Genomic DNA, 16868 nt, shown 5'->3' with positions numbered 1-16868 from the left:
CTGCCCAATGGAGATACCCCATGAATGCATCTTCTTCCACCATGAGCACAAACCTTCAACCCCACGCCATCGCTCTGCTGCGACTATCACTTGGCGTGATGGCACTCGCCCATGGCCTGACCAAGGTGTTTGTGTTTACCCTGCCGGGCACGGTCGCCTACTTTGAGTCACTGGGCCTACCAAGCGTTATAGCCTACTTAACGATTCTGGGAGAAGTTGGCGGCGGCCTGGCCTTGATTCTGGGTATTTATACGCGCTGGATTAGCCTTGCAATGATTCCTCTGCTGCTGGGTGCTACGTCCGTGCATCTTGGCAACGGCTGGGCGTTTACCAACGCTGGCGGTGGTTGGGAGTTCCCGGCATTCTGGACCGTTGCCCTGCTCGTGCAGGCAGGTTTAGGCGGCGGCAGCTTTACACTGAACCGCCGCGTTAGCTAATCGCGTTAGGCGCACCCAAACGAGTTTATCTATCACCTTTTCTCCGCCATGCCTTTGCTCGCGCCCTGGTCACTGCCAGGGCCTTCTGCCAGGAGACGTTGTTATGCTACCCAGTCTTTTTATATCCCACGGCTCTCCCATGCTGATCCTCACCCCTACGCCTGCCCATCACTTTTTACGTTCGCTGGGCAAGCGACTGACGCCCAAGGCGATCATTGTGGTTTCGGCGCACTGGGAAAGTCAGACGCTGAAAGTCAGTAACAGCCCTTCGCCAGAAACCCTTCATGACTTCGGCGGCTTTCCCCGCGAACTGTTCGAGCAGCAGTACCCGGCACCTGGCGAGCCTGCACTGGCCAACCGCTTGGCCAAATTACTGGGGGCCTCAGAAGTGGAACGAGGGTTTGACCACGGCACCTGGGCACCTCTTTCGCTGATGTTTCCCAAGGCGGATATTCCTGTCGTTACGCTATCGCTGCCTGTGCGTTGGTCTAACGACAAGCTCGTTGAGCTGGGTAAGCGCCTGGCGCCACTGCGTGAAGAAGGTATTCTAGTGATCGGGTCGGGCAGCCTGACCCATAACCTTTACGAAACCATGCCGCTTGATAACCCGATGCCCAACTGGGTCGGCGCTTTTGCAGAGTGGGTCGATACTCAGCTTGTGAACAATGACCGTGAGGCGTTGCTTGCCTGGCAAACGGCCCCCGAAGCGAGCAGGAACCATCCAACGCCCGAGCATTTTCAGCCGTTACTGGTAGCCATGGGCGCAGGCGATGATGTCACACCGCTCCACCGCAGCGTTGAGCATGGCGTGCTGGCAATGAACGCGTACGCCTTTGCCTAGCCTAAGCGATTGCGCGCGTACGTGTGCACTGGTGAAAAGCCGTTGTGGGTCGTGACATCAACCATAAAAAAACCCCACCAGCTCATAAAAGCTGGTGGGGTTTTTTGACATTTAAAACAAGGCTTAAAGGCTTGCGTTGACCACCATGCACTCCATGCCTTGCAGTTGTAGTTCACGGCAGGCTTCACGGGCGCGATGCTCATCCAAAGCCACCAGGCGAGCACGGTATACCGGCGTCTGGCCTTCAAGTGTATCCACCTCCACGCGCCCGGCCAAGTTTTGCGTTAAGCGTTGGGCCGCTTGTTGGGCCAGCTGTTGAGCCTGCCCTTGCTGGCTAAATGCACCCACCTGGATACCCCAGGCGCCGGCCGGGGGAGCTTCCACCAAGCGCTCACTTTGAATAAAGTCCTGCAAAGGGTCAGCGTTAGACGCGCGGGACGCCTCGGCCGGGCCTTCAACGGTGATCGTGGCCAGTTGCTCGTCTACGCTGGTATTAGGGGCAGGTGACAGCGTGGTCGTTTCAATACTGGCAAGCATTTGGCTTGGCGCAGGTGTTGGCGCCTTGGGGGGTGCCACGGGAGGTGTAGAACCACCAAACCCCATAAACTCCTGAGAAAAACTGGTATTGGCGACCCATGTACGCTGATCGCGCAGCTCAGCGCGCATAAAGCCTCGGTCGAGTAAATCGGCCATATGAGTATCACGCGATGAAGAGCTAAACCCTCCCATCACAATGGCAACCAGCCGCCGGCCATCATGCACGGCAGTCGTCGCGACGTTAAAACCAGAGGCACGAATAAAGCCGGTTTTTAAGCCATCAGCGCCAGGGTAGTCGCGCACCAGCCGATTATGACTGGTGTGGCGCTTGTCGCGATAAGTAAATTCCTGAAGACCGAAGTAATGGTAATACTGTGGAAAATCCTGCATGACACGCACCGAAAGTGTGAGCATGTCCCGCGCGGAGGTGATTTGCTGGTCATCAGGAAGTCCCGAGGCGTTGCGGAAGGTCGTGGCTGTCATACCTAACTCTCGCGCCTTTTCGGTCATAAGCCGCGCAAAGCGCTGCTCGCTACCGCCCAATGCTTCAGCCACCACAACGGCGACATCATTCGCCGAACGCACAGCCAGGGCGCGGATAGCGGTATCGACAGGAATCGTACTGCCCGCAGAAAGCCATAATTTGGTAGCGGGCATGGCCGCGGCCTGGGCAGAAACAGCGAGGGGCTCATTGAGCGTTAAAGTGCCACTTTCCAGCGCTTCAAAGGTCATGTACAGCGTCATCATTTTGGTCAGCGAAGCAGGATAACGCGGTGCATCCACATTTTCTGCGTATAAAACTTCACCGTTATCAAGGTCGACCACAATACCTGCGTAACGTGGATTCGCCTGCACGGTCGAGGTGGTGATGATCAATAGCAGTAACATCGTTACCGTAAGCCATGCCCTCGACGCCTTGTTATCGTTTACTCCCCTCTTCACCATGTCTGCCCCTTGATGATTCATTTACGCTGGAAACGAGACGCACACTTCTTCCTCGGCTTGCACGCGTACACCCCCGCATTGAATAATGCGCCATGAATCAGTTCCCAAGGGTAAACAACTGCAGCGCCAATGGCCCCGTCAATTCACTCTAGACTAGCACGCTCGTCGGACAATTTAACGTTTATAGCGGCATTACTCGATACGCCAGGCATAAAAAAAACCGACCCAGCTGGGTCGGTTTTCATTCTGCTTTAAAGAGGCAGCAACTAAAGATTTACTCTTCAGCAGCGGCTTCTTCAGCAACCGGACGGTCTACTAGCTCAACGTACGCCATAGGCGCGTTGTCGCCGGTGCGGAAACCGCACTTGAGAATACGGATGTAGCCACCCGGACGCTCGGCGTAACGCGGACCCAGCTCATTGAACAGCTTGCCAACGGCTTCTTTGGAACGTGTGCGAGAGAACGCCAAACGACGGTTCGCAACGCTATCCTGCTTGGCTAAGGTGATCAGCGGCTCGATAACGCGACGCAGTTCCTTGGCCTTGGGCAGGGTTGTCTTGATGACTTCATGTTCGACCAGCGAGACAGACATGTTCTTGAACATGGCCTGACGATGCGAGCTGGTGCGATTCAGATGACGACCACTCTTACGATGACGCATGGTTGTAATTCCTTACCAAACTGGGACTCAAGTCGACACTCACGCGGTGGCCTTGTCGTCCTTCAGGCTAGCGGGCGGCCAATTTTCCAACCGCATGCCGAGGGACAAGCCGCGCGCCGCCAAAACGTCCTTGATTTCATTCAAGGATTTTTTACCGAGGTTCGGTGTCTTCAACAGCTCAACTTCTGTGCGCTGGATAAGATCACCGATATAGTAAATATTCTCGGCTTTTAGGCAGTTCGCGCTGCGAACGGTCAACTCAAGATCGTCTACGGGGCGCAATAGGATTGGATCAACGTGATCTTCTTCCTCTTCGACTTCCTGCTCTTTATCAGCTTCAAGGTCGACGAAGGCGGCCAGCTGCTCTTGCAGAATGGTCGCACTGCGACGGATAGCCTCTTCCGGATCCAAAGTACCGTCGGTTTCCAGATCGATAATCAGCTTATCGAGGTCGGTGCGCTGCTCAACACGAGCGGCTTCAACCGAGTAGGAAACGCGGCGGACAGGGCTGAAGGTGGCATCCAGCTGCAGGCGGCCAATAGCACGGGTCTCTTCATCAGAGCCACGGGCGTCAGCCGGTTCGTAGCCACGACCCAGCGCTACCTTAAGCTGAATTTTCAGCTCGGCACCTTCATTGACGTGTGCAATGACGTGGTCCGGGTTGACGATTTCGACGCTATGATCAAGCGCAATGTCGCCAGCAGTGACGACGGCTGGGCCCTGCTTGTTCAGCGAGAGCACCGCCTCATCGCGGCTGTGCATCTTGATCGCAACATCTTTCAAGTTCAGGAGGATTTCGATGACATCTTCCTGCACCCCTTCGAGCGCACTGTACTCGTGCTCTACACCCGCAATTTCAGCCTCTACCACGGCAGCGCCGGGCATAGACGAAAGCAGAATGCGACGCAGTGCATTCCCCAGGGTGTGACCAAAACCACGCTCGAACGGTTCGAGAACGATTTTGGCATGATGTGCGCTGATTTCTTCGACCTTGATGTCGCGAGGACGAAGAAACTCTGTCACTGAACGCTGCATATGAACACCTTTCAGGCTGCCAAACGGATACTGAGTTCTTAAGAACCGTACTCAAGAGCATCTGGGCGGTTAGCTTTGCTATCCCGCCCAGGCTTCAAGAAGCAGATTAATTAACGCCGCTTACTTGGAGTACAGCTCGACGATCAGGTTTTCGTTGATGTCGGCAGTCAGGTCACCGCGTTCAGGCAGAGCCTTGAAAGTGCCTTCCATCTTCTTGGCGTCGATTTCAATCCAGAGGATATCGCCACGGTTGGCCGCAATGGTCAACGCGTTTTGAATACGTGCCTGGTTCTTCGCCTTTTCGCGAATAGCAACAACGTCACCCGGCTTCACTTGGTAGGAAGCAACGTTAACGGTGCGGCCGTTCACGGAAATCGCCTTGTGGCTAACGAGCTGACGCGCTTCAGAGCGAGTCGAGCCGAAACCCATACGGTAGACGACGTTATCCAGTCGGGATTCAAGCAACTGCAACAATACTTCACCGGTCGCACCTTTCAGGCGAGCAGCTTCTTTGTAGTAGTTACGGAACTGTTTTTCGAGTACGCCATACATGCGACGTACTTTTTGCTTCTCACGAAGCTGCAAGCCGTAGTCTGAAAGACGCTGACGACGCTGGCCGTGTACACCCGGGATTTGCTCGGATTTACACTTTTTCTCGAAGGGAGTCACGCCACTCTTCAAAAAGAGATCGGTGCCTTCACGACGAGACAGTTTGCACTTCGGTCCAATATAACGAGCCATGAATCTGTCTCCTTAAACGCGGCGTTTCTTAGGCGGACGGCAGCCATTATGGGGAATGGGCGTCGCGTCTACGATGCTTTGCACGCGGAAGCCTGCGGCATTGAGTGCGCGCACGGCGGATTCACGACCGGGACCTGGGCCTTTAACCAGTACGTCTACGTTTTTCACACCATACTCGGCTGCAGCAGTCGCTGCACGCTCGCTTGCTACTTGAGCAGCGAACGGGGTGCTCTTGCGAGAACCACGAAAACCCGAACCACCGGCAGTTGCCCAAGAAAGAGCATTGCCCTGGCGGTCTGTGATCGTCACGATCGTGTTGTTAAAAGAGGCATGGATATGCGCAACGGCGTCCACTACCTGCTTTTTAACCTTTTTACGGTTACTACGCGGGTTAGCCATGTTGATGTCTATTCCTGTCGTTACGCCGGCTCTCTATTAAAGAGCCTGCGTATTATTTGCGGATCGGCTTACGCGGGCCCTTACGGGTGCGCGCGTTAGTCTTGGTCCGCTGACCACGCAGCGGAAGACTACGACGATGACGCAGACCACGGTAGCAGCCTAAGTCCATGAGACGCTTAATGTTCAGCGTAACATCACGACGAAGGTCGCCTTCTACGGTGTACTTACCAACTTCAGAACGCAGGGTATCCAGCTCTTCGCCAGATAGGTCCTGGATCTTGGTAGTCAGCGCGATACCGGCAGCAGCACAGATATGCTGCGCGCGAGTACGGCCAATCCCGAAGATATAGGTCAGCGAGATCGCCGCATGCTTGTTGTCCGGGATATTGACGCCTGCAATACGGGCCATCAGCTTACTCCGAAATTTGAGCGGCTTGCTCGTTTATTCATCTACAAAAGGCGCAACAGCATACCCCTTTAAATGCCCTAAGGCAAGGGGTATGCCGAACACCCACTTAAAACAACGTAGGAATTAACCCTGACGCTGCTTGTGCCGTGGTTCGATGCAGATGACGCGAACAGCGCCATTGCGACGAATGATCTTACAGTTACGGCACATTTTCTTTACGGAAGCTCGAACTTTCATCGTTCTTTCTCCAAAAACGGCTCGCGGCGCGCCAATCGTAAGGCGGCGCCTCAGCGCATGATGCCGCCGCTACCGTAGCCTTTCAGGTTGGACTTCTTCATCACCGAGTCATACTGATGCGACATGAGGTGTGACTGCACCTGAGCCATGAAGTCCATGATGACCACCACCACGATCAGGAGCGAGGTGCCGCCAAAAAAGAATGGCACATTCCACGCAACGATCAGGAACTGGGGCATCAAGGAAACCGCAGTGATATACAGGGCACCGAACAAAGTCAGACGCGTCATGACTTTGTCGATATAGCGAGCGGTCTGCTCGCCGGGGCGAATGCCCGGCAGGAACGCACCTGACTTTTTCAAATTGTCAGCTACATCCTTCGGATTGAAGACCAGCGCTGTGTAAAAGAAGCAGAAGAATACCACTGCCGCCGCGAAAAGCAAGATGTAAAGCGGTTGCCCAGGGGCTAATGCTTGTGATGCACGCTGTAACCACTCCATACCTTCACCTGCACCTACCCACTGACCAATAGAAGCCGGGAAGAGTAGGATACTGGACGCGAAGATCGCAGGAATAACACCCGCCATATTCACTTTCAAAGGCAGGTAGCTGCTTTGGCCTGCATACATCTTGTTGCCAACCTGGCGACGTGGGTAGTTCACTTTCAAGCGGCGTTGACCGCGCTCAATGAACACCACAAACGCGACGGTGGCAATACCTAGCACTGACAGCGCTAACAGCGGAAGGACATTCCAGGCCCCTTCGTTACGAGCAAGTTCAAACGCTTGCCCCACGGCACTGGGCAGCCCAGCGACGATACCAGCGAAGATCAGCAACGAAATACCGTTGCCGATGCCCTTCTCGGTAATCTGCTCACCTAGCCACATCATAAACACCGCGCCTGACACAAACGTAATCACGGCGGTGAAATAGAAGCTGAAGTCAGCGCTGTAAGCGATGCCTTGGCTAGCCAGACCGACCGACATACCGGTAGCCTGGACAAGAGCCAGTATCACCGTGCCGTAGCGGGTGTACTGGCTAATCTTGCGGCGGCCGGACTCACCTTCCTTCTTGAGCTGTTCAAGATGGGGTGAGACCGCAGTCATCAGCTGCATGATAATCGACGCAGAAATATAAGGCATTATGCCCAAAGCGAGGACGCTCATGCGCTCCAGGGCGCCACCCGAGAACATGTTAAACATGCCCAGGATGGTGCCCTGTTGCTCCCTAAACAAGGCAGCAAGCTGGTCAGGATTGATACCGGGAACGGGAATGTGGGCACCGATACGGTACACCACGATGGCGAGGAGCACGAAGCGCAAACGCGCCCACAGTTCACTCAGACCGCTGCCCATCGCCGGCATATTTCCTGACTTGGCCATTTAGTCCTCTACCTTGCCGCCAGCAGCTTCGATCGCTTCACGGGCACCTTTGGTGACCTTGATTCCACGAACGGTAACTGCCTTGTTCAGTTCGCCTGAAAGGATGATTTTCGCGTGTAGCGTTGCATCCTTCAGCACGTTGGCTTGCTTCAGTGTTTCCATAGTGACTTCGTCACCGGAAACCTTGGCAAGTTCAGCCAGGCGTATTTCTTCAGAGACCAATGATTTAGCAGACGTAAAACCGAATTTCGGCAAACGACGCTGCATGGGCATCTGACCGCCTTCGAAACCAGGCTTGACGCTACCGCCACTGCGTGATTTCTGACCTTTGTGACCACGGCCGCCGGTCTTACCAAGACCGGAACCGATACCACGACCAACGCGCTTTTCAGCGGGTTTGGAGCCCGGGGCCGGGCTTAAGGTATTAAGTTTCATGGATTACTCTCCCTCAACACGCACAAGGTAATTTACCTTGTGGATCATGCCGCGAACGGCAGGGGTGTCTTCCAGTTCAACCGAGTGACCGATGCGACGCAGGCCCAGGCCTTTCATAGTAGCCTTGTGCTTGGGCAAAACGCCGATGGTGCTGCGGATCTGGGTAACCTTGATCGTTGCTGCCATGGTGCCTTACCCCGTGATCGCGTCGACAGACAGACCGCGCTTGGCGGCGATGTCTTCCGGTGCATGCATAGCAGAGAGACCTTTAACAGTCGCTCGTACCACGTTAACCGGGTTGGTGGAACCGTAGCACTTGGCCAGTACATCGTGGACGCCAGCAAGCTCTAATACAGAGCGCATAGCACCACCGGCGATGATACCGGTACCTTCGGAGGCTGGCTGCATGTAGACCTTGGAAGCACCGTGACGGGCTTTCACAGGGTACTGCAGCGTGTTGCCTGCAAGGTTAACCTTGACCATGTTGCGACGAGCCTGGTCCATTGCTTTCTGAATTGCGACCGGCACTTCACGCGCCTTGCCACGACCGAAACCAACACGACCTTTACCATCACCTACGACGGTCAGCGCGGTGAAGCCGAAAATACGACCACCCTTGACCACCTTGGCGACGCGGTTAACCTGCACTAACTTCTCTTGCAGATCACCGTTTTGCTGTTCGTTCTTCGCCATCGTAAAACCCTTTAGAATTCCAGGCCGCCTTCACGAGCGGCGTCGGCCAGAGCCTTGACGCGACCGTGATACTTAAAGCCAGCACGGTCGAAGGCCACCTGGGTGATGCCTGCTTCTTTAGCGCGTTCAGCAATCAGAGCACCGACCTTGGAGGCCGCATCTGAGTTACCGGTCGCACCCTCGCGCAGTGCTTTGTCCAGCGTTGAAGCGCTGGCCAACACTTTGCCACCATCCGGCGAGATAATCTGCGCGTAGATGTGACGCGGGGTACGGTTGACGCACAGGCGATACACGCCCAGCTCGCGGATCTTGGCGCGAGCACGGCGGGCACGACGGAGACGAGATTCTTTCTTCGCGTTCATAACCCTGCCTTACTTCTTCTTGGCTTCTTTGCGACGCACCTGCTCGTCGGCGTACCGAACACCCTTGCCTTTATACGGCTCAGGCGGACGGAAAGCGCGGATTTCCGCGGCGCACTGACCGAGCATCTGCTTATCCGCGCTTTTCAGCACGATCACGGTGTTTTTCGGCGTTTCCGCTGTGACACCTTTCGGCAGTTCGTAGTCGACCGGGTGCGAGAAGCCCAGTGAAAGATTGAGCGTCTGGCCCTTAGCTTGGGCACGATAACCGACGCCAACAATTTCGAGAGTTTTTGTGAAACCCTCGGATACGCCCGTTACCAGGTTCTGAACCAAGGCGCGGGTAGTACCGGCCATTGCCCAGCTCTTGGCAGATTCGCTCGGGGCGAAGGTCAGCTGGCCATCTTCTTGACCAATCACCACGTCCTGGTGAATGGGCAGTGACAGCGTGCCTTGGCCGCCTTTGGCGGTCAGCTGGCTAGCATCGATTTTGATCTCGACACCAGCAGGCACTTTAACCGGATATTTCGCTATGCGGGACATTCCAGCCTCCTAGAATACGGTGCAGATGACTTCGCCACCTACACCCGCCTGGCGTGCGGCACGAGCGGTCATGACACCATTAGAGGTGGTGACAATCGCGATGCCCAGACCATCGGCAACCTTGGGCAGGTTGTCCTTGCCCTTGTACTGACGCAAAGACGGCTTGGAAACCCGCTGAATGTGCTCAATGACCGGCTTACCCTCAAAGTACTTGAGAGTCACGGTTAGTGCAGGCTTAACGCCTTCATCAACCGCAAAGTCGGTAATGTAGCCTTCTTCCTTTAGCACGCGGGCCACTTCCACTTTCAACTTGGAAGACGGCATGACTGCCGTCTCCTTGGTGGCCATCTGCGCATTGCGGATACGGGTAAACATATCCGCCAGAGTGTCTTGCATGCTCATTTAATGTGCGCTCCTGATGATTCTACGTGGCGTTACCAGCTGGACTTTTTCAGACCAGGGACGTCGCCACGCATGGCGGCTTCACGCAGCTTGTTGCGGCCAAGGCCGAACTTGTTGTAAAAACCGTGCGGACGACCCGTGATGCGGCAGCGGTTACGCTGACGTACCGGGCTTGAGTCGCGCGGCAGTTGCTGCAGCTTCAGCGTCGCCTCGAAGCGCTCTTCCTCAGACGTATTCACGCTTGAGATGATTGCCTTGAGCTCAGTACGCTTGGCCGCATACTTCTCGACCAGCTGCGTACGCTTGAGCTCACGCTCTACCATACTTTTCTTAGCCATGATCCAACCCTTATTTCTTAAACGGGAAGTTCAGTGACGCTAGCAGCGCACGACCTTCCTCGTCGGTGTTGGCAGTAGTAGTGATAGTGACGTCCAGCCCCCGAATGCGATCGATTTTATCATACTCGATCTCCGGGAAGATGATCTGCTCACGCACACCCATGGAGTAGTTGCCGCGACCGTCAAAAGACTTCGGGTTAAGACCACGGAAGTCACGCACGCGAGGAATCGCAATGTTAACCAGACGGTTCAAAAAGTCCCACATACGCTCACCGCGCAGCGTTACCTTGACACCAATCGGCCAACCTTCGCGCACCTTGAAGCCCGCGATGGACTTACGTGCTTTGGTCACCAGCGGCTTTTGACCGGACAATTTCTCCAGGTCACCGACGGCATTGTCGATCAGCTTTTTATCACTAACCGCTTCACCGATACCCATGTTCAGAGTCACTTTCGTGATCCGTGGTATCTGCATAACGTTGTTGTAGCTGAACTGCTCTTTGAGTTGAGCTACGACCTCGTTTTGATAACGTTCTTTCAAGTTCGCCATTTTGCTACCCGACTCGCGTTAGGCGTCGATCTGCGTCTGCGTCGACTTGTAGATACGTACCTTGGTACCGTCTTCCTTAACTTGGAAGCCGACGCGATCCGCCTTACCGGTCTCCGAATTGAAGATGGCTACGTTGGACGCGTGAATCGGAGCCTCACGCTCGACGATACCGCCCTGATTTCCCGCCATGGGATTCGGCTTGGTGTGACGTTTAATCATGTTCACACCCGATACCACGAAGCGGTTTTCTAATACCCGCTTAACGGTACCACGTTTGCCTTTATCCTTCCCGGCGATGACGATGACTTCATCGTCACGTTTGATCTTTTGCATATCCGCCTCGCTCCTTACAGCACTTCAGGCGCTAGGGAAATGATCTTCATGAACTTCTCATTACGAAGCTCACGAGTAACCGGCCCGAAGATGCGCGTGCCGATCGGCTGTTCGTTGGTGTTATTCAACAAAACCGCCGCATTTCCATCGAAACGGATCAGCGAACCGTCACTACGACGGACGCCACTACGGGTGCGAACCACTACCGCTTTCATGACTTGGCCTTTTTTGACCTTGCCACGCGGAATAGCTTCTTTCACCGTTACCTTAATGACGTCACCAACGCGGGCGTAGCGACGGTGTGAACCGCCTAGCACCTTGATGCACTGCACCCGGCGCGCTCCGCTGTTGTCGGCGACATCCAGCATTGTCTGAGTCTGAATCATCGGTTTTCTCCAAACCTAATCTGACTGCACTGATCGGCAGACTTTAGGTAATTAACCCTTAGCCTGCTCAACCACCTCGACCAGCGTCCAGGCTTTCTTTTTGGAAAGCGGACGGCACTCCTGAATGGAAACCGTATCGCCTGCCTTAGCCTGGTTCGCCTCATCATGGGCGTGCAGCTTGGTGGAGCGCTTAACGTATTTTCCGTAGATCGGGTGACGTTCACGACGCTCGATCATAACGACGATGGATTTATCCATCTTGTCGCTCACCACCTTACCGGTGAGCGTACGGGTTTTTTTCTCTTCGGCCATCTCAATCACCTGCCTTCTCGTTGAGCACAGTCTTAACGCGGGCGATATCCCGACGGACCTGCTTGAGCAGATGAGTCTGGCTCAGTTGGCCAGTGGCCTTCTGCATGCGCAGGTTAAACTGCTCGCGGAGTAGCTCGAGGAGCTGCTCTTTGAGCTCTCCTGCTGACTTTTCACGAATTTCCTGGGCTTTCATCACATCACCGTCCGTTTCGCAAAGGTGGTGGATAAGGGCATCTTCTGTGCGGCCAGTTCAAACGCTTCACGGGCCAGCTCTTCGGATACGCCTTCAATTTCGTACAGGACCCGACCCGGTTGGATCTGGGCTACCCAGTACTCAACAGAACCTTTACCTTTACCCATACGAACTTCGAGCGGCTTCTTGGAAATCGGCTTATCAGGGAAAACGCGGATCCAGATTTTACCGCCACGCTTAACGTGACGTGTGATCGCACGACGGCCGGCTTCGATCTGACGCGCAGTGATGCGGCCGCGACCAGTAGCTTTCAGACCGTACTCCCCGAAGCTGATCTTGCTTCCGCGATGCGCCAGGCCACGGTTGCGGCCTTTCATCATCTTGCGGAATTTCATACGCTTGGGCTGTAACATCGACTCGCTCTCCCCTTACCTGGAACCTTTCTTCTTGGGCGCGTTGCCGGCAGGCTGCTGTTGCTTAGCCTTGGCACGTACTTCCTCGATACCGCCGAGGATTTCGCCCTTGAAGATCCACACTTTAACGCCGATGACGCCATAGGTGGTGTGAGCTTCGTAAGTGGCGTAGTCGATGTCCGCACGCAGAGTGTGCAGCGGAACGCGACCTTCGCGGTACCATTCGGTACGTGCGATTTCGGCACCACCAAGACGACCTGACAGCTGAATCTTGATGCCGCCAGCGCCAAGACGCATTGCGTTCTGTACCGCGCGCTTCATGGCACGACGGAACATGACGCGACGCTCAAGCTGACCCGCTACGTTAGCAGCGACTAGCTTGGCATCCAGCTCTGGCTTGCGAACTTCTTCGATGTTCACATGAACCGCAACGCCCATCATTTCGGTAAGATCGCGACGCAGACGGTCGACATCTTCACCTTTTTTACCAATCACGATACCCGGACGGGCAGTGTGAATGGTGATGCGGGCATTGTTAGCCGGACGCTCGATGTGAATGCGGCTTACGGAAGCGCTTTTAAGACGCTCTTCCAGGAAGCTGCGCACTTCGAGATCGTTATTGAGCTTATCGGCATAGGCGCCGCGCTCGGCATACCAGACAGAAGCATGGTCTTTGACGATGCCCAGTCGAATGCCTGTTGGATTGACTTTCTGACCCATCTGGTCGACTCCTACTTCTCGGCTACCTTGACGGTGATGTGGCAGGTGCGCTTCAAGATACGATCCGCACGGCCTTTGGCGCGCGGCTTGATACGCTTGAGCGTCATGCCCTCATCGACGCAGATGGTCGAGACACGCAGCTCGTCGATGTCCATGCCGTTATTTTCTTCCGCATTCGCGATGGCGGACTGAAGCACTTTCTTGACCAGTTTGGCAGCCTTCTTCGGTGAGAAGGTCAGCAGGTCAATAGCTTCGGCGACCGGTTTACCGCGCACCTGGTCAGCCACCAAACGGGCCTTCTGTGCGGATAAAGCAGCGCCACTCAGCTTAGCTGTGACTTCCATCTCTAAATCCTCTCTGGCTTACCGTTTGGCTTTCTTGTCCGCCACATGCCCGCGATATGTGCGAGTAGCAGCGAATTCGCCAAGTTTATGACCCACCATTTCCTCGGAGACGTGCACCGGGACATGCTGGCGTCCGTTATGGACCGCAATAGTCAGACCTACCATATTGGGCAGGATCATCGAACGACGCGACCAGGTCTTGATCGGTTTACGGTCGTTCTTCTCCACTGCAGCCTCTACCTTCTTCAAAAGATGAAGGTCAATGAAGGGACCTTTCTTTAGTGAACGTGGCACAGCCGTTACCTCTTAAGTTCTTGGCAATTTCGATTAACGCGTCTTGTTACGACGACGGATAATCAGCTTGTCGGTGCGCTTGTTCTTACGCGTCTTGTGACCCTTAGTCGGCATGCCCCACGGGGATACCGGGTGACGACCACCGCTAGAGCGGCCTTCACCACCACCGTGCGGGTGGTCTACCGGGTTCATCGCGACACCGCGAACAGTCGGACGCACGCCTCTCCAGCGCTTCGCACCGGCCTTGCCAAGTTGACGCAGGCTGTGCTCGGAGTTGCTCACTTCACCCAGCGTTGCGCGGCACTCAGCCAGGATCTTACGCATTTCGCCAGAGCGAAGACGCAAGGTGGCGTAGTTACCTTCACGAGCAACCAGCTGAGCGCTAGTACCGGCACTGCGAGCAATCTGCGCGCCTTTACCCGGCTTCAGTTCGATACCGTGAACGGTAGAACCAAGCGGAATGTTGCGCAGCGGCAAGGCATTGCCTTTTTTGATGGGCGCGTTGACACCAGATTCCAGCACGTCACCCGCGCTGACACCTTTCGGTGCAATGATGTAACGACGCTCGCCATCTGCATATTTCAATAGTGCAATATGCGCGCTACGGTTCGGATCGTGCTCAAGACGCTCAACAGTGGCTGGAATGCCATCTTTGGTGCGTTTGAAGTCGATCAAACGGTAGTGCTGACGGTGACCACCGCCCACGTGGCGGGTGGTGATGCGACCGTTATTATTACGGCCACCGGACTTGGACTGTTTTTCCAAAAGCGGTGCATACGCACGGCCCTTGTACAGCCCCTCGCCAACGATCTTGACGACGTGGCGACGACCGGCGGATGTGGGTTTGGTCTTGACGATTGCCATTATCCGTACTCCTGCCCTTATTCGGCGCCAGAGAAGTCTTCGAGCGTTTCACCCGCAGCCAGGGTCACATACGCTTTGCGGTAACCCTTACGCAGGCCAACGCCGTGTGCAGTACGTTTGGTTTTACCCTTAACGTTCAACACTTGAACGCTGCCGACCTGTTTGCCGAACAGTATTTCAACGGCTTTCTTGATCTCGGGCTTGGTAGCATCAGATGCCACCTTGAAAACGTACTGGTTGCGCTCTGCAGCCATCGCGGCCTTTTCGGTCACGTGCGGTCCAAGCAGAACCTTGAATACGCGTTCCTGGTTCATGCCAGCTTCTCCTCGAATTTACGCAGGGCGGAGACGGTGACCAGGACCTTATCAAAGGCAACCAGGCTCACCGGGTCAGCTGCCGCGACATCCACCACGTCAACGTGGGGAAGGTTGCGTGCGGCTAGATAGAGCGTTTCGTCCATTTCTTCAGTGACGATCAACACTTTCTCAAGGTTGAGCTCTTTCAGCTTGGCAGCTACCTGCTTGGTCTTGGGCGCTTCGACGCTGAACTCTTCAATTGCGACTAAACGCTCTTGACGGACAAGTTCAGACAGGATGGAGCGCATCGCCGCGCGGTACATTTTGCGGTTAACCTTCTGGGTATAGTCTTGCGGACGTGCCGCGAAGGTTACGCCGCCACTGCGCCACAGCGGAGAACGGATGGTACCAGCACGTGCACGACCGGTACCTTTCTGACGCCACGGTTTTTTACCACCACCGCGAACATCGGAACGGCTCTTTTGAGCGCTAGTACCTTGACGGCCACCAGCCAAATAGGCGGTAACAACCTGGTGAACTAGCGCTTCGTTGAATTCTTTGCCAAAAGTGGCGTCGGCTACTTCAACGGTACCCGTGCCTGCAGCAAGATTCAGATTCATTGGTAATTATCCCCTTCAGCCAGCTTTCACGGCGCTGCGAACGATAACGTCGCTGCCGGGTGCTCCCGGTACGGCGCCCTTGATCAGCAGCAGGTTACGCTCGGCGTCAACACGGACGATCTCAAGGCTCTGTACGGTGCAACGGGCGTTACCCATTTGACCGGCCATTTTCTTGCCTTTAAATACGCGACCAGGTGTTTGACACATGCCGATAGAACCCGGCGCGCGGTGCGACAGGGAGTTACCATGGCTGTTGTCTTGGGTACGGAAGTTCCAGCGCTTAACAGCACCCTGGAAGCCTTTACCCTTAGAGGTGCCGGTCACGTCGATCATTTGACCAGCTTCGAAGAGGGATACGGTGAGCTCGCCACCCACTTCTGGAGCTTCTTCGCCTTCTGCAAGGCGGAATTCCATCAGTGAACGACCAGCCTCAACACCCGCTTTGGCAAACTGACCAGCCTGCGCTTTGGTGAGGTGTTTGGCTTTACGAGAACCTGTAGTGATCTGAACCGCTGCGTAGCCGTCAGACTCAATGGTCTTAACGCGCGTCACACGATTAGGATCAACTTCAATAACGGTCACGGGCACGGATGCGCCATCTTCGGTAAAGACACGGGTCATCCCGGCCTTTGTACCGACTAAACCGATAGTCATACTCAGTCTCCTATAGTGTACGGGGCTATCACCCGCTATGGCTGCCCTTTCCAGAGCATTCCACTAGCACATTGTGTGGCGCCTCACGGCGCGGCGGCTGCTGTTCATGCGATAAATGATGAACGCTGGGCCGCAAGTGTCTAGTGTAATTAGTTGAGTTTGATTTGCACGTCTACGCCAGCGGCGAGATCAAGCTTCATCAACGCATCAACTGTTTTTTCAGTTGGCTCAACGATGTCGAGCACACGCTTGTGCGTACGAATCTCATACTGATCACGCGCATCCTTATTGACGTGCGGTGAAACCAGGATGGTGTAACGCTCGCGGTTGGTCGGCAGCGGGATCGGCCCACGAACCTGAGCACCAGTACGCTTAGCGGTTTCAACAATCTCCGCTGTGGACTGGTCGATCAGGCGATGGTCGAACGCTTTCAACCGAATGCGAATCTTTTGGTTCTGCATTTGCCCTAAACTCCAATGGATGTCGACGGCGCGA

At 55.1% G+C, this 16868-nt stretch carries 31 protein-coding genes; 2 read left to right on the top strand and 29 right to left on the bottom strand.

Annotation, left to right across the window (positions count from 1 at the left end; translation table 11 throughout):
• Window positions 1–20: 20 nt before the first annotated feature.
• Window positions 21–437, top strand: a complete 417-nt coding sequence (locus ACT3T6_RS04425; protein WP_193053638.1) for a DoxX family protein — start codon at window positions 21–23, stop codon at window positions 435–437.
• A gap of 103 nt (window positions 438–540) precedes the next feature.
• Window positions 541–1278, top strand: a complete 738-nt coding sequence (locus tag ACT3T6_RS04420) for a DODA-type extradiol aromatic ring-opening family dioxygenase (protein WP_193053639.1) — start codon at window positions 541–543, stop codon at window positions 1276–1278.
• Between the two features lie 123 nt (window positions 1279–1401).
• Here the strand turns inward: ACT3T6_RS04420 and ACT3T6_RS04415 are convergent, their stop codons facing one another.
• The 29 genes from ACT3T6_RS04415 to rpsJ all read right to left on the bottom strand — a co-directional run bounded on the left by ACT3T6_RS04415 (window position 1402) and on the right by rpsJ (window position 16834).
• A complete protein-coding gene (locus ACT3T6_RS04415) occupies window positions 1402–2760 on the bottom strand; it encodes a D-alanyl-D-alanine carboxypeptidase family protein (RefSeq protein ID WP_412767868.1) in 1359 nt (452 codons plus the stop codon).
• A 274-nt stretch (window positions 2761–3034) separates the two neighbouring features.
• On the bottom strand, window positions 3035–3421 hold the full coding sequence (rplQ, locus tag ACT3T6_RS04410; protein ID WP_018917717.1) for a 50S ribosomal protein L17: 387 nt from the start codon (window positions 3419–3421) through the stop codon (window positions 3035–3037).
• A gap of 39 nt (window positions 3422–3460) precedes the next feature.
• A complete protein-coding gene (locus ACT3T6_RS04405) occupies window positions 3461–4456 on the bottom strand; it encodes a DNA-directed RNA polymerase subunit alpha (protein WP_172117703.1) in 996 nt (331 codons plus the stop codon).
• A gap of 120 nt (window positions 4457–4576) precedes the next feature.
• A complete protein-coding gene (gene rpsD, locus ACT3T6_RS04400) occupies window positions 4577–5197 on the bottom strand; it encodes a 30S ribosomal protein S4 (protein ID WP_087108925.1) in 621 nt (206 codons plus the stop codon).
• A gap of 12 nt (window positions 5198–5209) precedes the next feature.
• On the bottom strand, window positions 5210–5596 hold the full coding sequence (gene rpsK / locus ACT3T6_RS04395; protein ID WP_009099028.1) for a 30S ribosomal protein S11: 387 nt from the start codon (window positions 5594–5596) through the stop codon (window positions 5210–5212).
• Between the two features lie 52 nt (window positions 5597–5648).
• Window positions 5649–6005 carry a 30S ribosomal protein S13 gene (rpsM, locus tag ACT3T6_RS04390; RefSeq protein WP_192536496.1) on the bottom strand — a complete coding sequence of 119 codons (357 nt, stop codon included), beginning with the start codon at window positions 6003–6005 and terminating at the stop codon, window positions 5649–5651.
• Window positions 6006–6128: 123 nt separating this feature from the next.
• A complete protein-coding gene (gene rpmJ, locus ACT3T6_RS04385; RefSeq protein ID WP_009099023.1) occupies window positions 6129–6242 on the bottom strand; it encodes a 50S ribosomal protein L36 in 114 nt (37 codons plus the stop codon).
• A 50-nt stretch (window positions 6243–6292) separates the two neighbouring features.
• Complete coding sequence (gene secY, locus ACT3T6_RS04380) at window positions 6293–7624, bottom strand: preprotein translocase subunit SecY (RefSeq protein WP_087108929.1); 1332 nt, start codon at window positions 7622–7624, stop codon at window positions 6293–6295.
• Window positions 7625–8059 carry a 50S ribosomal protein L15 gene (gene rplO / locus ACT3T6_RS04375; RefSeq protein WP_193053640.1) on the bottom strand — a complete coding sequence of 145 codons (435 nt, stop codon included), beginning with the start codon at window positions 8057–8059 and terminating at the stop codon, window positions 7625–7627.
• A gap of 3 nt (window positions 8060–8062) precedes the next feature.
• Window positions 8063–8245, bottom strand: coding sequence for a 50S ribosomal protein L30 (gene rpmD / locus ACT3T6_RS04370; protein WP_087108933.1), 183 nt, complete (start codon window positions 8243–8245; stop codon window positions 8063–8065).
• Between the two features lie 6 nt (window positions 8246–8251).
• Window positions 8252–8752 (bottom strand): 30S ribosomal protein S5, encoded by a 501-nt coding sequence (rpsE, locus tag ACT3T6_RS04365; RefSeq protein WP_172117708.1) that lies wholly within the window; start codon window positions 8750–8752, stop codon window positions 8252–8254.
• An 11-nt stretch (window positions 8753–8763) separates the two neighbouring features.
• Window positions 8764–9114: a 50S ribosomal protein L18 gene (gene rplR, locus ACT3T6_RS04360; RefSeq protein WP_008959159.1), complete on the bottom strand. Its 351-nt coding sequence runs from the start codon at window positions 9112–9114 to the stop codon at window positions 8764–8766.
• A gap of 9 nt (window positions 9115–9123) precedes the next feature.
• Window positions 9124–9654: a 50S ribosomal protein L6 gene (gene rplF, locus ACT3T6_RS04355; RefSeq protein WP_193053641.1), complete on the bottom strand. Its 531-nt coding sequence runs from the start codon at window positions 9652–9654 to the stop codon at window positions 9124–9126.
• A gap of 9 nt (window positions 9655–9663) precedes the next feature.
• A complete protein-coding gene (rpsH, locus tag ACT3T6_RS04350; RefSeq protein ID WP_172117710.1) occupies window positions 9664–10056 on the bottom strand; it encodes a 30S ribosomal protein S8 in 393 nt (130 codons plus the stop codon).
• A gap of 32 nt (window positions 10057–10088) precedes the next feature.
• Window positions 10089–10394, bottom strand: a complete 306-nt coding sequence (gene rpsN / locus ACT3T6_RS04345; protein ID WP_172117711.1) for a 30S ribosomal protein S14 — start codon at window positions 10392–10394, stop codon at window positions 10089–10091.
• Between the two features lie 10 nt (window positions 10395–10404).
• The gene (gene rplE, locus ACT3T6_RS04340) at window positions 10405–10944 is read right to left on the bottom strand and encodes a 50S ribosomal protein L5 (RefSeq protein WP_193053642.1); all 540 of its coding nucleotides are present in this window, start codon (window positions 10942–10944) and stop codon (window positions 10405–10407) included.
• Between the two features lie 18 nt (window positions 10945–10962).
• Entirely contained in the window at window positions 10963–11277 is a 315-nt protein-coding gene (rplX, locus tag ACT3T6_RS04335; protein WP_009723895.1) for a 50S ribosomal protein L24, read from the bottom strand.
• A 14-nt stretch (window positions 11278–11291) separates the two neighbouring features.
• Window positions 11292–11663 carry a 50S ribosomal protein L14 gene (gene rplN, locus ACT3T6_RS04330; protein ID WP_172117712.1) on the bottom strand — a complete coding sequence of 124 codons (372 nt, stop codon included), beginning with the start codon at window positions 11661–11663 and terminating at the stop codon, window positions 11292–11294.
• A 51-nt stretch (window positions 11664–11714) separates the two neighbouring features.
• Window positions 11715–11975, bottom strand: a complete 261-nt coding sequence (gene rpsQ, locus ACT3T6_RS04325) for a 30S ribosomal protein S17 (protein ID WP_009723897.1) — start codon at window positions 11973–11975, stop codon at window positions 11715–11717.
• Between the two features lies 1 nt (window position 11976).
• Window positions 11977–12168 carry a 50S ribosomal protein L29 gene (rpmC, locus tag ACT3T6_RS04320; protein ID WP_027337514.1) on the bottom strand — a complete coding sequence of 64 codons (192 nt, stop codon included), beginning with the start codon at window positions 12166–12168 and terminating at the stop codon, window positions 11977–11979.
• Complete coding sequence (rplP, locus tag ACT3T6_RS04315) at window positions 12168–12581, bottom strand: 50S ribosomal protein L16 (RefSeq protein ID WP_007112000.1); 414 nt, start codon at window positions 12579–12581, stop codon at window positions 12168–12170. The genes rpmC and rplP overlap by 1 nt, the downstream gene beginning before the upstream one ends.
• Before the next feature lie 15 nt (window positions 12582–12596).
• Window positions 12597–13301 (bottom strand): 30S ribosomal protein S3, encoded by a 705-nt coding sequence (gene rpsC, locus ACT3T6_RS04310; RefSeq protein ID WP_193053643.1) that lies wholly within the window; start codon window positions 13299–13301, stop codon window positions 12597–12599.
• Between the two features lie 11 nt (window positions 13302–13312).
• Window positions 13313–13645, bottom strand: a complete 333-nt coding sequence (gene rplV, locus ACT3T6_RS04305) for a 50S ribosomal protein L22 (RefSeq protein ID WP_009723900.1) — start codon at window positions 13643–13645, stop codon at window positions 13313–13315.
• 18 nt (window positions 13646–13663) lie between these two features.
• Window positions 13664–13939: a 30S ribosomal protein S19 gene (rpsS, locus tag ACT3T6_RS04300; protein ID WP_027337511.1), complete on the bottom strand. Its 276-nt coding sequence runs from the start codon at window positions 13937–13939 to the stop codon at window positions 13664–13666.
• Between the two features lie 33 nt (window positions 13940–13972).
• Window positions 13973–14803 carry a 50S ribosomal protein L2 gene (gene rplB / locus ACT3T6_RS04295; protein ID WP_193053644.1) on the bottom strand — a complete coding sequence of 277 codons (831 nt, stop codon included), beginning with the start codon at window positions 14801–14803 and terminating at the stop codon, window positions 13973–13975.
• 17 nt (window positions 14804–14820) lie between these two features.
• Window positions 14821–15117: a 50S ribosomal protein L23 gene (rplW, locus tag ACT3T6_RS04290; protein WP_087108950.1), complete on the bottom strand. Its 297-nt coding sequence runs from the start codon at window positions 15115–15117 to the stop codon at window positions 14821–14823.
• On the bottom strand, window positions 15114–15719 hold the full coding sequence (rplD, locus tag ACT3T6_RS04285; RefSeq protein ID WP_193053645.1) for a 50S ribosomal protein L4: 606 nt from the start codon (window positions 15717–15719) through the stop codon (window positions 15114–15116). Before rplD ends, rplW begins: the two co-directional genes overlap by 4 nt.
• 15 nt (window positions 15720–15734) lie before the next feature.
• Complete coding sequence (gene rplC / locus ACT3T6_RS04280; protein WP_193053646.1) at window positions 15735–16373, bottom strand: 50S ribosomal protein L3; 639 nt, start codon at window positions 16371–16373, stop codon at window positions 15735–15737.
• Between the two features lie 149 nt (window positions 16374–16522).
• Window positions 16523–16834 carry a 30S ribosomal protein S10 gene (gene rpsJ, locus ACT3T6_RS04275; protein WP_087108956.1) on the bottom strand — a complete coding sequence of 104 codons (312 nt, stop codon included), beginning with the start codon at window positions 16832–16834 and terminating at the stop codon, window positions 16523–16525.
• Window positions 16835–16868 lie beyond the last annotated feature (34 nt).

Source organism: Halomonas sp. 72 (genome assembly GCF_052379785.1).
In the GTDB taxonomy this organism is placed as follows: domain Bacteria; phylum Pseudomonadota; class Gammaproteobacteria; order Pseudomonadales; family Halomonadaceae; genus Vreelandella; species Vreelandella citrativorans.
Note: the sequence above shows the minus strand (reverse complement) of the source record. Positions and strands in the feature narration are given on the sequence as shown.

Excerpts from the sequence above, each read along its gene's own strand:
- ACT3T6_RS04425 (WP_193053638.1), top strand. The coding sequence starts at position 21 with ATGAATGCATCTTCTTCCACCATGAGCACAAACCTTCAACCCCACGCC.
- ACT3T6_RS04420 (WP_193053639.1), top strand. The coding sequence starts at position 541 with ATGCTACCCAGTCTTTTTATATCCCACGGCTCTCCCATGCTGATCCTC.
- ACT3T6_RS04415 (WP_412767868.1), bottom strand. The coding sequence starts at position 2,760 with ATGGTGAAGAGGGGAGTAAACGATAACAAGGCGTCGAGGGCATGGCTT.
- rplQ (WP_018917717.1), bottom strand. The coding sequence starts at position 3,421 with ATGCGTCATCGTAAGAGTGGTCGTCATCTGAATCGCACCAGCTCGCAT.
- ACT3T6_RS04405 (WP_172117703.1), bottom strand. The coding sequence starts at position 4,456 with ATGCAGCGTTCAGTGACAGAGTTTCTTCGTCCTCGCGACATCAAGGTC.
- rpsD (WP_087108925.1), bottom strand. The coding sequence starts at position 5,197 with ATGGCTCGTTATATTGGACCGAAGTGCAAACTGTCTCGTCGTGAAGGC.
- rpsK (WP_009099028.1), bottom strand. The coding sequence starts at position 5,596 with ATGGCTAACCCGCGTAGTAACCGTAAAAAGGTTAAAAAGCAGGTAGTG.
- rpsM (WP_192536496.1), bottom strand. The coding sequence starts at position 6,005 with ATGGCCCGTATTGCAGGCGTCAATATCCCGGACAACAAGCATGCGGCG.
- rpmJ (WP_009099023.1), bottom strand. The coding sequence starts at position 6,242 with ATGAAAGTTCGAGCTTCCGTAAAGAAAATGTGCCGTAACTGTAAGATC.
- secY (WP_087108929.1), bottom strand. The coding sequence starts at position 7,624 with ATGGCCAAGTCAGGAAATATGCCGGCGATGGGCAGCGGTCTGAGTGAA.
- rplO (WP_193053640.1), bottom strand. The coding sequence starts at position 8,059 with ATGAAACTTAATACCTTAAGCCCGGCCCCGGGCTCCAAACCCGCTGAA.
- rpmD (WP_087108933.1), bottom strand. The coding sequence starts at position 8,245 with ATGGCAGCAACGATCAAGGTTACCCAGATCCGCAGCACCATCGGCGTT.
- rpsE (WP_172117708.1), bottom strand. The coding sequence starts at position 8,752 with ATGGCGAAGAACGAACAGCAAAACGGTGATCTGCAAGAGAAGTTAGTG.
- rplR (WP_008959159.1), bottom strand. The coding sequence starts at position 9,114 with ATGAACGCGAAGAAAGAATCTCGTCTCCGTCGTGCCCGCCGTGCTCGC.
- rplF (WP_193053641.1), bottom strand. The coding sequence starts at position 9,654 with ATGTCCCGCATAGCGAAATATCCGGTTAAAGTGCCTGCTGGTGTCGAG.
- rpsH (WP_172117710.1), bottom strand. The coding sequence starts at position 10,056 with ATGAGCATGCAAGACACTCTGGCGGATATGTTTACCCGTATCCGCAAT.
- rpsN (WP_172117711.1), bottom strand. The coding sequence starts at position 10,394 with ATGGCTAAGAAAAGTATGGTAGAGCGTGAGCTCAAGCGTACGCAGCTG.
- rplE (WP_193053642.1), bottom strand. The coding sequence starts at position 10,944 with ATGGCGAACTTGAAAGAACGTTATCAAAACGAGGTCGTAGCTCAACTC.
- rplX (WP_009723895.1), bottom strand. The coding sequence starts at position 11,277 with ATGCAAAAGATCAAACGTGACGATGAAGTCATCGTCATCGCCGGGAAG.
- rplN (WP_172117712.1), bottom strand. The coding sequence starts at position 11,663 with ATGATTCAGACTCAGACAATGCTGGATGTCGCCGACAACAGCGGAGCG.
- rpsQ (WP_009723897.1), bottom strand. The coding sequence starts at position 11,975 with ATGGCCGAAGAGAAAAAAACCCGTACGCTCACCGGTAAGGTGGTGAGC.
- rpmC (WP_027337514.1), bottom strand. The coding sequence starts at position 12,168 with ATGAAAGCCCAGGAAATTCGTGAAAAGTCAGCAGGAGAGCTCAAAGAG.
- rplP (WP_007112000.1), bottom strand. The coding sequence starts at position 12,581 with ATGTTACAGCCCAAGCGTATGAAATTCCGCAAGATGATGAAAGGCCGC.
- rpsC (WP_193053643.1), bottom strand. The coding sequence starts at position 13,301 with ATGGGTCAGAAAGTCAATCCAACAGGCATTCGACTGGGCATCGTCAAA.
- rplV (WP_009723900.1), bottom strand. The coding sequence starts at position 13,645 with ATGGAAGTCACAGCTAAGCTGAGTGGCGCTGCTTTATCCGCACAGAAG.
- rplB (WP_193053644.1), bottom strand. The coding sequence starts at position 14,803 with ATGGCAATCGTCAAGACCAAACCCACATCCGCCGGTCGTCGCCACGTC.
- rplW (WP_087108950.1), bottom strand. The coding sequence starts at position 15,117 with ATGAACCAGGAACGCGTATTCAAGGTTCTGCTTGGACCGCACGTGACC.
- rplD (WP_193053645.1), bottom strand. The coding sequence starts at position 15,719 with ATGAATCTGAATCTTGCTGCAGGCACGGGTACCGTTGAAGTAGCCGAC.
- rplC (WP_193053646.1), bottom strand. The coding sequence starts at position 16,373 with ATGACTATCGGTTTAGTCGGTACAAAGGCCGGGATGACCCGTGTCTTT.
- rpsJ (WP_087108956.1), bottom strand. The coding sequence starts at position 16,834 with ATGCAGAACCAAAAGATTCGCATTCGGTTGAAAGCGTTCGACCATCGC.